Here is a 14,055-nt window from a genome sequence, read left to right as displayed (position 1 = left end):
GCCTTATACATAGCAAGTACAGGCGATAATTTTTCGTGCGCAAATTCTTCTGACAAATCCACCCTTTCTACTTCGCCTATCAATACCTTGGTGTTTTGAGGTACTTCCACTCCTGCAAGCGTTGCAATCTTATAAGCCGATTGACCTACGATTTTGGCATTCAAAGCATTGTTAATTATTATAGTTTTTCTTACTTATTGAGTTTCTTCTTCATCAAGGAAATAGCAGCCTCTCGCGTTGAATTCTGATTTTACCTTGTCATATACTTCTTTCAAAACGATAACCGACTGATCGGAAGCGCAAATCAATCCGTTATCAAATGTCTTGGAATGAATAATTGAGTTAACCGCCAAAACAATATCCGCTGAATCGTCTATGATAGCGGGAGTATTGCCTGCGCCTACGCCTAAAGCAGGTTTTCCGCTTGAATATGCCGCTTTTACCATGCCAGGACCGCCGGTAGCCAAAATGATGTCAGCTTCTTTCATAACCATATTGGTCAATTCCAAAGAAGGAACATCAATCCAAGCGATAATGTTTTCGGGTGCGCCTGCTTTTATTGCAGCTTCAAGCACAATTTTTGCTGCTGCGATTGTGCTGTTTTTTGCTCTTGGATGAGGGCTGATAATTATTCCGTTTCGGGTTTTTAGAGCGAGCAGTGTTTTGAAAATAGCTGTTGAAGTCGGGTTAGTGGTAGGAATAACCGCAGCTATTACGCCTAAAGGCTCTGCAATCTTTTTGATGCCCTGTTCTTTGTCTTCTTCGATTAATCCGCAAGTTTTTACATCTTTGTAGGCATTGTAAATATATTCAGAAGCATAATGATTTTTTATGACCTTGTCTTCTACAACGCCCATGCCTGTTTCGGCCACAGCCATCTTTGCAAGCGGTATTCTCTGACTGTTGGCAGCAACCGCCGCCGCAAAGAAAATTTTGTCAACCTGTTCTTGGGTAAACTGCGCATATTCCTGCTGTGCCAGTCTTACCTTATTAAGTGTAGCCTCTAGCTTTTCTACACTGTCTACGATTTCATAATCTTTCATGCAAATATATCTCCTAAAATAAATTTGAATCACATTAACATTTCTTTTAGCTTTTTGGACAACACCGCCAACGATGACGCCAAATCTTCATTAAGTACAACTACATCGTTAGGAACTGTCAAGCTGACTGGCGCAAAGTTCCAAATAGCTCTTATGCCCGCTTCAACCATCATATCGCATATGCTTTGGGCGCAGTCTTTGGGGACAGTTATTATGCCTATATGAATCGCCATTCTTTTAACCAGCCCCGTCATTCTGTTCAGGTCAAAGACCCTTTTGCCGTGTATTTCGGTGTCTATTTTTTCAGGGTCTATATCAAAAGCAGCGACTATATTAAGCCCGTATTTTTGGAAACCGTTATATGATAAAAGCACGCTTCCCAAACTTCCCGCGCCCACAAGCACCGCATCTTTTGTATTATCAAAGCCTAAAAAACTTTCAATGTCCTTTATCAAGCGCGCCACACAAAAACCTACATTGGGTTTTCCTTCTGTGCTCGATACCTGCTGCAAATCTTTTTTTACGGTTATTGCAGCTAGATTAAGATCATTTGCCATAGTAACAGTGCTGATATACTCTACACCTTCTTTTTGTTTGTTTTTCAAATAATTAAGATAGCTAGGCAATCTCTGTACACAGGCAATTGAAAATGACTTATAACCGTTCATTTCTCCCCTCATATATACAATTCGGTACCATTTATATCGATTTTAATTATATCATCATTGATAATGCGTTGTCAATTATATTGACAATAAAATGTCAATTATATTTTTTGAAAAATTATTAAACTAAAAAATCATATAAAACAGCTGTAATTAAAAAGAGGCAAGCTTACAGCCTGCCTCTTTTTTATGTTATCTTCCCCCTTGTCATTACAACAAGATACAGATTACGCCGCCGCGTCCTTCATTGACAATTCTAGAGAGAGTCTTGCGCATTTTTTTCTGGGCTTCCTGCGGCATTGCATTGAGCTTATTGGTAAGACCTTCTTTGACAAGTTTGTGCAAGGATTTTCCAAACATTTCGGTTTCCCATATGCCCTTAGGATCGTTTTCAAACTCAGACAACAGATATCTTACCAAATCTTCGCTTTGCTGTTCTGTTCCTACAATAGGGCTTACCTCAGTTTCCAGATCAACTTTCATTATATGCAATGACGGTGCGCTCGCTTTTAGTCTTACGCCAAACCTGCTGCCCTGGCGGACTATTTCGGGTTCTTCCAAAGTCATTTCATCCAAAGACGGACTTACTACGCCATAGCCTTTTTGCTCAACTTCTTCAAGCGCTGTTTTTAATTTTTCGTAAGTGCTCTTAGAATGCGCAACCTGTTTTATGTATGACATCAATTTGAAATCGCTGTCAATTTCGCAGCCGCATTCTTCGCTCAAAACAGAGAAGAACAGATTGTCTTTGGGCGTTATGCTATAAACAACTTTGCCTTCGCCCAAATTGACATTGGATACATTGGGCTTTTCAAGGTGTGGATTGCCTATTTCCATCATTTCGCCTATTGCGTATTCACGCATCTTACACATCTTGGTCGCCAATTCATTGGTAAACTTAAGCACATCTTTTATTACCGAATTGTCAGGCGATAATGTCTGCATCCAGTTGGGCATTTCTATTTCTAATGTTCTTATCGGAAATTCAAGCAAAACAGTTTCTAGGATAAGATTGATTTCTTCTATCTTAAGATTAAGAACATCAATAGCCAAAACAGAAGTATTATATTTTTCGGACAAAGCATTTTTTAGCTTAGTCGTTTCGGATGACAAAGGATTGGTTGTATTGAGAATAATCAAAAACGGCTTGCCTGTCGCTTTCAGCTCGGCAACGACTTTTTCTTCCGCCTTTACATAAGCGCTTCTGGGAATTTCTGTTCCTATCGAACCGTCGCTGGTTATGCATATACCGATAGTAGAATGTTCGGTTATGACCTTTCTTGTTCCGAGTTCGGCAGCCTCTTCAAAGGGCATTTCGGCATCGCTCCACGGCGTTTTTACAAGACGCGGCTTGCTGTTTTCTTTGTGTCCCTGAACCCCGTCAACAAGATAACCCACACAGTCAACCATGCGGACTTTGATTTCGATATTGTCTCGAATTTTGATTTTGGCAGCTTCATTGGGGATAAATTTGGGCTGAGTTGTCATGATGGTCTTGCCTGCAGCCGCCTGAGGAAGCTCGTCAATAGTGCGCTCTTTTACGTTTTTGTTGGCTATATTTGGAATAACCAGCGATTCCATAAACTTGGTTATGAATGTCGATTTGCCTGCTCTTACCGGTCCCACAACACCCACATATATATCGCCATTAGTGCGGGTTGCTATATCCTGATAAAGATCAAAGTTTTCCATACAATACTCCTTGCATATTTAGATATAATTAATTATATGAAAGCGTTATATATGGATATGACTGTTAAGTTCGGAAAAACTAAACAAAAAGCGGCTACCTGCAGTTAAAATCTGAACGAAGAAAATTAAAATATAAAAGGATAAGATATTAATCTTATCCTTTTTTTGCAAACAGCTGTTTATCAATCATTATTATTTTGCATTTTATTCTTTTACAGCGCCTGAAGCAATTCCTTTTATCAAGAATTTTGCCAATGAGAAATATAATATGATTATAGGAACCGCTATAAAAATCGAGCCTGCTGCAAAACGCGCAAATTCATCATCTCCAAGGGTCATAAGTCCTACTGCGACCGTATAATACTTTTTATGTTTTAGCAATAATTTTGGTAGTATAAAATCGCTCCACGGCCACGCAAACTGTGTAAGAAGTGTATATACTAAAATGGGTTTAGACATCGGGAGGATAATTTTTATAAAAACTTTAAAATTAGTTGCGCCGTCTATGCGCGCGGCATCTTCTATAGAACCTGAAATCGTATCAAAAAAGCCTTTTTGAGTCAAATATCCCATAGGAGCACCGGCAGCATAAATAAGAGCAAGACCTAATGGCTTGTCAACGAGATTAAATTGCGTCATAAGAAGATAAACAGCTATCATGCTCATAAAAGAAGGGAACATTCCAAGCACCAAGGTACCTTTCATCAGCTTTTTTCTGCTAGGAAATCTGAAACGGCTTATTGTGTATGCAGTCAATATCACTAAAAATGTTCCAACTATACTGCTTACGGTTGAAATTAACAAAGTGTTTAAAAACCATCTTGGATAATTATATAATTGGACATCTGTAAACAATGTTTTAAAACTATTCAGGCTGTATTTTTTTGGGAAAAAGCCGTTAAATGAATACATTGAGCCTGAGTCTGAAAAAGATGCAAGCACCAGCCATAAAACAGGAAATAAGAATATAAGGCTTATAATAATTATGCCCAAATATATAAATGTACTATTGACTATATAAGAGGCTTTTATTTTTTTTGCTCTTTTTTTAGTAATGCTCTGTATCATCTGAAGTTATCCTCCTGTTTATAACTAGGCGACAAGGTATATACAACCAATGAAAGTACAGATGTAATTAAGAATATGATAATGCTTATCGCTGCACCTATTGAATAATAGTTATTGTTAATTGACAAATTATATAGCCAGTTAATCAACAAGTCTGTATCACTCGCCAGAAAATAACCGTCAATAATCAATCCTTCACGCAGAAAATAGAAAATACCAAAGTTGTTAAAATTAGCTATAAATTGCGATATCAAAACAGGCATTGTAGCAAATAACACAAAAGGCAAGGTAATTGATATAAACTGTCTAAAAGGACCAGCTCCGTCTATTTTGGCCGCTTCATACAAATCTTCATTCATATTTCCCAAAATACCGGTTGCAAGCAACATGCTTGTAGGAATACATAACCATGCATTTACGCCAAAACCAATACCTCTAGCGATCCATTTTGCATCTATGTCCAAAAAGCCTATCGCTTTTCCTCCCGCCGCCGTTATTATCTGATTGATAGGACCGCCATAACTGAACATAAATTTGAAAGCAAGCAAAGTTATAAATCCAGGGACAGCATAAGCCAATATAGGAAACGCACGCCAGAAGGCTTTGCCTTTTACGCATTTGCTGTTAAACAACAAGGCAACTCCTAATCCGCCAAAATAATTAATTGCTGTGGATACTATAGCCCATATCATATTCCATAACAAAATCTTTAGAAAAGTCGGCGCAAATTGTCCTAACACGATTAATTTCTTGAAGTTTGCAAACCCTACCCAATCTACAAGCTCAGGCGGAACAATATTCCCCCCATAATTGGTAAAAGCAATCAATATCATAAAAATTATAGGAAGAACATTTATAATGCAAACACCCAGTATAGGCAAAAACAAAGCGGTGCGGTAAAAGTTTTTATCAAAAAGATCTTTTAATTCTTGCAAAAAACTTATAGGAGCTTTTCCTTCAGATATTTTCTTTTGTGTTTTAAAAACATCTTTCAAATTGGCGATATAAACCATAAAATAAAAGATCAGTATTATCAACGACAATAGTCCTCTTATAAGCATAAGAACTGAATTATCGCCTTTTATATTGTACCAAGCGTTTCCTTTTACTGTGCCCAAAGTTATCAATCCCGCCAAATCTTTTGCGCCCCAAAACACAAAAAACAAGATTGCTGCTACTTGAAAAACCAAAAACAGCAGTCCTTTGGCAAATTGCTTATACATCAATTGCCCAAGTCCCATAAAAATTCCCGAACAAGCAACGCGCCAATCTGCATTTTTGAAAAATTCTTTTATGTTGCCTTTCTTTTTGTTATATGTAGTTTCCATACATCTTCCCCTTACTGCAAAGTATGAATCGCATCATATATCTGCTTATCGACTTTTTGCAATGCTGCTTTATATGAAGCTAAGGTAGTATATTTGACTTCATTTTTTTCTCTAAATGCATCCTTTGCTATATCCGAAAACAAAGTTTCAGCAGGAGTCCAAATCTGAGCTGTTTCTTTTATTGAAGGCATTATTTCGTAATATCCAAGCGAAAGGTTTTGGTTGATTATTTCTGAAAGTCCTCCCACATCTTTTGCAACATCTACTCTTGCAGGAGCAATGCCTAATAATTGGTTTCTGCGTAAAATCATCTCATAACTCGTAGCAAAATTTACAAAAGCCAATGCAGCGTTAGGCGCTTTTGTATATGAGCTTATGGCATAACCATTAATACCGCCCATCATTATATTAGGAATAAGCTCGGGATTTTCTTGTGTCAAATCGCCGCTCAAAGGCAAAGCTGGCATAGACGTAATACCTAGATTTTCAATCGCTTGCTGACGGCTCATACCGTTAAGCACCATTTGGTCAATAAATAATGTATAGACATCAGGAGTGGTTACTGTAGCAAAATAATCTCCATTGCCTATTTTTGCATAAGCGTTAACTGTTATGGTATCGTCTATACACCATTCATTCATCATAGACGCTAATTGTTTTATCACCCACGCACCCTTTTCAGCTTCGCCTTTGCTTAAACCGATATCAGAGTAGTCTGTATTGTTGTTGCCAAAGATATATCCGCCATAGCTAAACAAATATCCAAATGAAAAATACGGTTCCTTGAATGAACGCATATATCCAAATTTTCCTTGCTGTTTTCTTATCAAAGAAAATTTATACATATCGTTCCAATTTTCCAGCATATCTGGAATATTATTTTTATTGTCGTCCCATTCTGTTTGCCAATTTTCAGGCAATAAGTCTTTTCGGTAATACATCAAAGGACCCTGAATGTTGACAGGTACGCCAAAATAATATTCTTCTCCTTCAATCACTGCCCTGTATGCATCCCATGATTTTTGGTCAATATTATCAAAGCATTCAAGAGTCTCAACAGGAAGCGGCTGAATATGCTTTCCTTCTACATATTTCATCAGTCTGTCATTGGCCTGATACAACACGTCAGGACCATAACCGTAAGGTCCGTCATTTTCAAGGTCAGAATATTGATCCATATTGGCATCAACGGCAGTAATGCCATATTCAGCATAAGCGGCGTTAAAAGCATCTAGCAATTCTTGAAAATACCCCTGCTTTATCGCAGTATCGTTTTCCAAAATTCTTAAGGTTACATTTCTTTCAAGTTCCCCTGTAAATTTGATTATTCCCTCATTTGCTTTGGTTTCACTAAAAATTCCTATTCCTACAATAATCCCAAATATCAAAAAAATATGGGCAACTATTGCAGCAATAATTTTTTTCACCTTACTCCACCTCCTCAATTACAAAGCCAAAAGAATTCAACTTTTCGCTTATTAAATTATGAGAAACTAAAACTGTGCCTTCAGAAGAATAACTTTTATTATCTAAGCCGTTATTGAGCGTCAGACGCAGTTTTTTGTTTTGATAAAATCTTTCCAATATAAACAAATCGTTATATGAACTCAATCTTATCTGTCCATACACCAATTCGCTTCGGCTTTTTAGATTAATCAATGCTTTTGTGATACTAAAAAGCGGTGTTTCTTTATCAGCCTTTTGCCAATCAAAAGTTCGTCGGCAATCAGGATCATAACCGCCCACCATTCCGATTTCAGTTCCGTAATAAATACAAGGCACTCCCACAAACATAAACATTACCGCTAGCGCACAAATCAGCTTATCGGTTTTTTCATTTAGTTGAGTCAAAAATCTAAGCGTGTCATGACTGTCTAAAAGATTTAGCATCATAAAATTGACCTGATCGGTATTGCACATCAAAATTCTGCTTAATCTTTCTGCAAATTCTTGTGAAGAAATACTACCTTTTACAAAAAAATCCATATTGGCTTTTGTAAACGCATAATTCATAATGCTGTCATATTGATCGCCATGCAAATATGGATAAGCATCATGCCAATTTTCCCCTATGATGACACAATCCTCTTTAACTTGTTTTACTGTTTTGCGAAAAACTCTCCAAAAATCATGGCTGACCTCGTCACTTACATCAAGCCGCCATCCATCAATATCATACTCCTTAATCCAATAGACCGCAATATCCAACAAAAATTTCTGAACGTCTGGATTGGAAGTATTAAATTTTGGCATATAACTGCATGAAGAAAAGCATTCATAATTAAGATTTTTCGGATCGGGCTTTTCGCCTCTTATGATGAACCAGTCAAAATATGGCGAATTTTTTCCATTTTTTAAAACATCCTGAAATTGAGGCAAAAGTTCGCTGCAATGATTAAATACGCCGTCCAAAACAATGCGTATGCCTGCGCGATGAGCTTGATTTACCAAATCTTTAAATGCTTCATTGCCGCCAAATTGAGGATCAACATTAAAATAATCATAAATATCGTATTTGTGATTGGATATCGAACAAAATATTGGCGTAAGATACAGAGCGTTAATACCCAAATCTTTTAGGTAATCTAGTTTTTGAGTTATTCCTTTCAGATCGCCTCCAGCAAAGCTTTTGGGATTAGGTATCTCTCCCCATTTTAGATTTATATAATCGTCTTTTTTATTCAGATCTCCGCGATAAAACCTGTCAATAAATATTTCATAAAATACCGCTTTTCTCATCCATGGCACGACATGATGAATATCAGCAAAATTGATATAAGGCAGCTGAAAAGCATTCATATATGCCAGCGAAAAATCATACTCTTGGCTGATTCCTTCTTCGCAATAATAATTAACTATGCCATTTTCTACTATTTTAAATATATAAACAAACCTTACATCATCTAAACTGATTTGGGTTATGTAATAATCAAAGTAATTATCCGTATATTGTTTTTTTAGTTCTTGTTCATGTTGTTTTTCATGGAATTCATATTTGCTGCCATATATAACGCCTACATAATCAAACTTATCTGATTTTGATGTCCTAAGACGCAAGACAACGGTTTTTTCATCCGCAGCAAAACAGAATTTACTATCAGGCATATGAAATATAGCTTCTTTGTTCATACCCACTCCTAAAAATCTTTGGTTAACCGTTTTATATTGACAAAAAACTTGTTAAAACGTATAATATTGCTATGCAAAAACGACCTACAAATAAAGATGTCGCACGTATGGCAGGAGTTTCTGTCGCGACCGTATCCTATGTCATAAACGGCGTAAAAGACAAACACGTTTCTGAGGCTACGAGAAAAAAAGTTTTGCATGCAATAAACTTTTTGAATTATTCGCCCAATCTTCATGCCGTCAATTTGTCAAGCAAGAATGTTCAAAACATTATTGCTGTGCGCACTTCAAAAAGTACATGTTTTTGGCAAGAAGTGGAAACTTTGTGTTTTTTGCAGCATTTCAGCAAAGCATTATCTCAACAAAATGACAATCATATATTATCTTATCTGCCTGATAAATCCGTTGCCCAAATCAATGCTGATGCATGTTTGTGTATTGATTTTTCTAGGGAAGAATTTTACGCATTAAGCAACGAAAACTTCATACCCATTATCGTTGTTGACAGTCTTTTGGACGATCCTGTCTTTTATCAGGTGATCTTTGATTATGCAAAGATGAAAACAGCTGCTCAAACATACTTTAATTCACCATATACATTTATTTGCCCTGACTTGGCAAATGCTGAGCTGAAAAAAAGCATATCCGAGATTTTTGATGATGTTCTTTTTTATCATGACCTTAGCGATGCAGTAACTCTCAAGCCCAAACACAAAAACATTTTGATTGCGCATTCTTCTCTTTTGGGCTTGTTTGAAAAGACTACAGAATACAACGTTTATAAGTACGTAGATGAAAATATATACGATAAACGAGCAAAAAGCATATTAAACTGTATTCAAAACGCTATCAACCGTACTGCAATTCAAAATCCCGAACATTTTATAAAAATCTAGCTTATAAACTTATCCCGCCGCCCTTTATTGACGGCGGGATTATTGTTTATTATGAAGTTACCTCGTTTTAAATCAAGCTGCAGCAGTAACAGTAATAAGCTGTGTATAAGAATTAAAGACAATATTATAAGTGCCTGCGGTTTTAACTTTGATGTTAAGATTCTTTGTGCTAATATTAACAGCTTCAAAGTTATTATTTGACACCAAATTACTGAAATTATAAACGCCTAAGAAGTTATAACCGTCAGTATTCCAAATTCCTGGCTCAGTTGCACCTGCTTTATAACTTTGAATTATAAATTCTGAATTAGCAGACAACTCAACACCTAAAATCTGATAAATGCCTGAACCTTCTTCTGTTTCGATAAGTTTGTAATCGTCTATAAACAAGTAGCTGCCTTCACCTTGGCTTCCTGTTTTTCTTTCGCCTGCTGGACCATACAATGTATCACCCCATGCACCTGCAAACGTACCGTCAAGATAATAATCTCTAGCTTCAGGTACTTTTTCTGTATCTAAAGTAGCGCTAAGTTTGTCAGTCTCTTCACTATAAACAAAGGTATATGTTCCGGCTGCCTTTGTTATAAGATTGCCGTTGTTATTGGTAAACAAATCTTTGCTAGCATCATCCAAATTAGCATAATTAATAAACTTAGAACCAGCAGAAACAACTCCGTTTACTGTATTTCCTGACATGAACAAGAATTCTTCGCCTTGTTTTAGATATACAGTAAATGTAAACAAGCCATTATCACCTTGTGTAAAGGATGTAACAGAACTAAATACATCTTTCCATTCGGTAATTCCGGAACCTTTTATATAATAGTTAACAGTAACATTTGATGTTTCTTGAGGATCGCCGTTTCTTACCCATTCGATTTTGTCGTATGTGCCTACATTATATACTTCTTTATTAGCTTCGGTATATGACGAATCTGAAGTATTATAGAAATCTTCAGCGGGGTATGTTTTAAGCTTTAGAGTATAATTTCCTGAAAGTTCAACTTTTATGTTCTTTCCTTTAGCGTTTGTTTCACCCAAACCACCGCCAGCTCCTGAAAATACAACTGTTCCGTCTGACAACTTGGTTTCTTTCAAATATCCATATCCACGCTTATTGTGCCAGCTGCTGTTTATCGCAAACTGAAATTCATCGCCAGCTAAAAGATCGCAAGTTATTGTATATTCATTTTTATCTTCAGCTTTAGTAAGTTTATGTGCATCAGTAATTTTAGTTCCCCAGCTATTGGTAGCTAATATATTGCTTGTGCCGCTGCCTACTATATAGAAAGTACGTGTGTCAGCCTGTATTTTGGCAAAACCAGCATATACTATTGTATTTTGCTTGATTTCTTGATCAAAATCAAATGTATGATTTTTGCTAGGAGTGCTGAACCAGTCAATAAATTCATAGCCTTCCTTAGTCGGTTCATAACTCTCTACTTTTTGTCCGTCTTCTACTTTTACTTGTTTGATTACAGTTTCGCCGTCTAAAAACTTGACAGTGTAATAAGTTTTATCATCTTTTTTCCCGCATGCAATCAAAGGTAATGTAAATAAGAGTAAAAGTATCAAAACTAATGCCCTTTTTTTCATTATTCTCCTCCATATTTTAATAATAAATTTGGGTAAAATTGATTTCCCCTTAAATTCTGCTTTTAAAAGATCTGCATTATAATTTATGTTAACCGATTAACATAACCACTATATCACAATATATTTGTAATGTCAATATCAATCCAAAAAAAGTTTTTAGAATTTTTGTTTTTTGAAGATTAAGAATAGGAAAAAAACTTAAATTTAAATTAGAGAATTTAAAAAAATATTTTTTCGAATATAATGATTAATGAAACCAAGCCTTAACTAGAGTTTTTTTGATTATAATTTAATGTGATATAATGTGTTTAAAGATTTCAAAATATGGGAGAATAAAATGCTCTATTTTTGTGAAAATTGCCATATGATTAATGAGCAAAATTATTGCAGAATATGCGGCAAAGAAAATTTAAGAAGTCCCCAAAATGATGATTTTTGCTTTTTGATTGAAACCAGATCAATGTGGGGCGAAATGATGGGCGGCATCTTGAAAGAAGAAAACATTCCTTATTCTGCTATACCATCTGGCAGCGGAGTGCGCTCATATTTTGGTCTAAAGTTAGAAAATCTAAAAATTTATGTTCCGTATGAGTTTCTTGATAAAGCAAAAGAATTGCTCAATGATATAACAGGCTATAAAAAAGACCAAAATAACGATTAAATCTCATCATATTATAGATATATTATCATTTTATAGATATATTATCATTCATAATATCTATCTCATTAATTATAAGTTTGTTTATCTCCTCAAAGAAATTGAGATTTTGAGTATTAATTTCAAATTCTTTTATAATCAATGTATTTATATCATTTAAAACACTCTCTATAGTGTTTTCTGTTAGTCTTTCTATATAAACTTTTGTAAACGGTTTTAAAGAATGAGCAGTCTTATTTCTTACTTTTTCTTCAAACTTACGCAATCCCTCATATATTCTATTGTCAACCTTAGAGTAATTGCCTTTTTCAAATATTTTTACAAAATGCTTAAAAGCCAAAAATGTATAACCGTTTTTCCTATTATTAAATATCAAGCCATTTTCAACAGCTTTTTTAAAATTAATTATTTCTACATCATTATCGTCAATTTCTATAATCTTATCATATAATTCTTTACCTTTAGGTGTACTGACAAAAACATGCTTAGCTATCGAAAACAATATAGGCGATATCCTGTTAGAAAAATCAACATATTCCTGTCTATAAACTTTTATCTTAAGCACATTAAACGCCTGAACAATCAGCCTTATTTCATTATCAGCTATTTCATTTAATTGCAACCCAAATTCTTGCGCTTTTTTGTAAAAATCACTGTCATTTTCCATAGAATTATATTTATAAGCAAAATCAAGCATTTTGCATACTTTTGAGTCTTTATACAAATAGACATCTTTGATTAACTCAAGAGCTGTAATATAATCATAAGCACTGACAGCTTTTTTTAATTTAACTTTTAACACGCTGTTTCTAAATACAAAAATATTAGGTTCGCAACACCGGTTGACAAAGAATTCGGGTTTATCGTCCAAATTATCATTTGGTTTTTGTGCTTCTTCATTTGATACATGACGAATATTAGTATTAGCTCCATTTTGAGGCGATTTTACCTGAACTGGTACAAACCCCCTGTCATTAGATACGATGTCAAGACATGCTGCAAACATCATCTGCGGCGTACCTGAACTTATATTGACATATATCTTATCATTTTTGTGCTTTTCATAGATTTCTCGATGAATTTTTTCATAAACATGCATTTCATCAAAATCAGACGGATCATTTTCATTAAGCTTAATAATTGATATCTTTACTTCTTTATTTAATTTTTTATATAGATTTTCAATTTGAACTTTTGTATTGGTGGTATTATGCTTAGACATTTCTTTGGTTGATATCAGATATATAAAATCAGGCTGATAAACTCTTGCGATATGTAAAGCGGCACCATCTCTTTTTTCATTTGATTCTCTTTTTTCATTTGATTCACTTTTTTCTTTTGATTCTCTGAAAGGATCAGTATTTCCAATATTGCTGATTAAAACTTTCAATGTTTTATCCTCCTAAAAATACCTTATCTACTTGTAAATTATATCTTTTCAACTCAAAAGTCAAATTTTTTTGTATTTAATGTCGAATTTTGATGCATTAAAAAAGATTAAAAATATGTCCAATATGGTTGGATTAAAAACTCGCCCTCTAACAATTAATGATAAAGAGTTTAATAGTCTTCGTCCAATATGGTTGAATTAAAAACTAATATTAAGTCGGACAAGCTGCCTGATAGCTACTTCCGTTTTCGTCCAATATGGTTGAATTAAAAACCAAGTAAACATACGCCCAACCGCGGTCAAAGTTATCGGTTTTCGTCCAATATGGTTGAATTAAAAACCTGTGCAGCAGTTGTGTCACAAGGCTTTAACCTGAAGTTTTCGTCCAATATGGTTGAATTAAAAACCAACCTGCGACCCCGGAGAAGCCGAAAACATCATCAGTTTTCGTCCAATATGGTTGGATTATAAACAGAGCCACGCTAGAACAGGTTAATCTATTGTCCAAAGTTTTCGTCCAATATGGTTGGATTATAAACTTTGTTGAAGCGAGGGAGAACTCATCTGTTGAAGCGAGTTTTCGTCCAATA

The 14,055-nt window shown here is 35.1% G+C and carries 10 protein-coding genes, 1 pseudogene and 1 CRISPR repeat array; of the genes and pseudogenes, 2 read left to right on the top strand and 9 right to left on the bottom strand.

Going from position 1 to position 14,055, the window contains the following annotated elements:
- The 7 genes and pseudogenes from VIL26_02155 to VIL26_02125 all read right to left on the bottom strand — a co-directional run bounded on the left by VIL26_02155 (position 1) and on the right by VIL26_02125 (position 8,925).
- Positions 1 to 1,043, bottom strand: a pseudogene (locus VIL26_02155) (aldehyde dehydrogenase family protein).
- Positions 1,044 to 1,072: 29 nt separating this feature from the next.
- The gene (locus tag VIL26_02150) at positions 1,073 to 1,711 is read right to left on the bottom strand and encodes a redox-sensing transcriptional repressor Rex (GenBank protein ID HEY8389747.1); all 639 of its coding nucleotides are present in this window, start codon (positions 1,709 to 1,711) and stop codon (positions 1,073 to 1,075) included.
- Positions 1,712 to 1,918: 207 nt separating this feature from the next.
- A complete protein-coding gene (spoIVA, locus tag VIL26_02145; GenBank protein ID HEY8389746.1) occupies positions 1,919 to 3,400 on the bottom strand; it encodes a stage IV sporulation protein A in 1,482 nt (493 codons plus the stop codon).
- Between the two features lie 204 nt (positions 3,401 to 3,604).
- Positions 3,605 to 4,468: an ABC transporter permease subunit gene (locus VIL26_02140; protein ID HEY8389745.1), complete on the bottom strand. Its 864-nt coding sequence runs from the start codon at positions 4,466 to 4,468 to the stop codon at positions 3,605 to 3,607.
- The gene (locus VIL26_02135; protein ID HEY8389744.1) at positions 4,465 to 5,709 is read right to left on the bottom strand and encodes a sugar ABC transporter permease; all 1,245 of its coding nucleotides are present in this window, start codon (positions 5,707 to 5,709) and stop codon (positions 4,465 to 4,467) included. Before VIL26_02135 ends, VIL26_02140 begins: the two co-directional genes overlap by 4 nt.
- Positions 5,710 to 5,807: 98 nt before the next feature.
- Positions 5,808 to 7,223 carry an extracellular solute-binding protein gene (locus tag VIL26_02130; protein HEY8389743.1) on the bottom strand — a complete coding sequence of 472 codons (1,416 nt, stop codon included), beginning with the start codon at positions 7,221 to 7,223 and terminating at the stop codon, positions 5,808 to 5,810.
- Position 7,224: 1 nt separating this feature from the next.
- Positions 7,225 to 8,925, bottom strand: a complete 1,701-nt coding sequence (locus VIL26_02125; protein ID HEY8389742.1) for a glycoside hydrolase family 13 protein — start codon at positions 8,923 to 8,925, stop codon at positions 7,225 to 7,227.
- A 71-nt stretch (positions 8,926 to 8,996) separates the two neighbouring features.
- Between VIL26_02125 and VIL26_02120 the strand changes: the two genes are divergently transcribed.
- Positions 8,997 to 9,821 carry a LacI family DNA-binding transcriptional regulator gene (locus tag VIL26_02120; GenBank protein HEY8389741.1) on the top strand — a complete coding sequence of 275 codons (825 nt, stop codon included), beginning with the start codon at positions 8,997 to 8,999 and terminating at the stop codon, positions 9,819 to 9,821.
- Positions 9,822 to 9,893: 72 nt separating this feature from the next.
- Here the strand turns inward: VIL26_02120 and VIL26_02115 are convergent, their stop codons facing one another.
- Positions 9,894 to 11,417: a SusF/SusE family outer membrane protein gene (locus tag VIL26_02115; GenBank protein ID HEY8389740.1), complete on the bottom strand. Its 1,524-nt coding sequence runs from the start codon at positions 11,415 to 11,417 to the stop codon at positions 9,894 to 9,896.
- Positions 11,418 to 11,754: 337 nt separating this feature from the next.
- Here VIL26_02115 and VIL26_02110 point away from each other — a divergent pair, with 337 nt between their 5' ends.
- Complete coding sequence (locus tag VIL26_02110) at positions 11,755 to 12,078, top strand: hypothetical protein (GenBank protein ID HEY8389739.1); 324 nt, start codon at positions 11,755 to 11,757, stop codon at positions 12,076 to 12,078.
- A 25-nt stretch (positions 12,079 to 12,103) separates the two neighbouring features.
- Here VIL26_02110 and VIL26_02105 read toward each other — a convergent pair whose 3' ends face one another.
- The gene (locus VIL26_02105; GenBank protein HEY8389738.1) at positions 12,104 to 13,465 is read right to left on the bottom strand and encodes a hypothetical protein; all 1,362 of its coding nucleotides are present in this window, start codon (positions 13,463 to 13,465) and stop codon (positions 12,104 to 12,106) included.
- A gap of 111 nt (positions 13,466 to 13,576) precedes the next feature.
- Positions 13,577 to 13,994: a CRISPR direct-repeat array (repeat unit 20 nt; unit sequence GTTTTCGTCCAATATGGTTG).
- Positions 13,995 to 14,055 lie beyond the last annotated feature (61 nt).

The sequence above is a fragment of the Clostridia bacterium genome, from assembly GCA_036562685.1.
In the GTDB taxonomy this organism is placed as follows: Bacteria; Bacillota; Clostridia; order Christensenellales; family DUVY01; genus DUVY01.
Note: the sequence above shows the minus strand (reverse complement) of the source record. Positions and strands in the feature narration are given on the sequence as shown.

Excerpts from the sequence above, each read along its gene's own strand:
- VIL26_02150 (HEY8389747.1), bottom strand. The coding sequence starts at position 1,711 with ATGAACGGTTATAAGTCATTTTCAATTGCCTGTGTACAGAGATTGCCT.
- spoIVA (HEY8389746.1), bottom strand. The coding sequence starts at position 3,400 with ATGGAAAACTTTGATCTTTATCAGGATATAGCAACCCGCACTAATGGC.
- VIL26_02140 (HEY8389745.1), bottom strand. The coding sequence starts at position 4,468 with ATGATACAGAGCATTACTAAAAAAAGAGCAAAAAAAATAAAAGCCTCT.
- VIL26_02135 (HEY8389744.1), bottom strand. The coding sequence starts at position 5,709 with ATGGGACTTGGGCAATTGATGTATAAGCAATTTGCCAAAGGACTGCTG.
- VIL26_02125 (HEY8389742.1), bottom strand. The coding sequence starts at position 8,925 with ATGAACAAAGAAGCTATATTTCATATGCCTGATAGTAAATTCTGTTTT.
- VIL26_02120 (HEY8389741.1), top strand. The coding sequence starts at position 8,997 with ATGCAAAAACGACCTACAAATAAAGATGTCGCACGTATGGCAGGAGTT.
- VIL26_02115 (HEY8389740.1), bottom strand. The coding sequence starts at position 11,417 with ATGAAAAAAAGGGCATTAGTTTTGATACTTTTACTCTTATTTACATTA.
- VIL26_02110 (HEY8389739.1), top strand. The coding sequence starts at position 11,755 with ATGCTCTATTTTTGTGAAAATTGCCATATGATTAATGAGCAAAATTAT.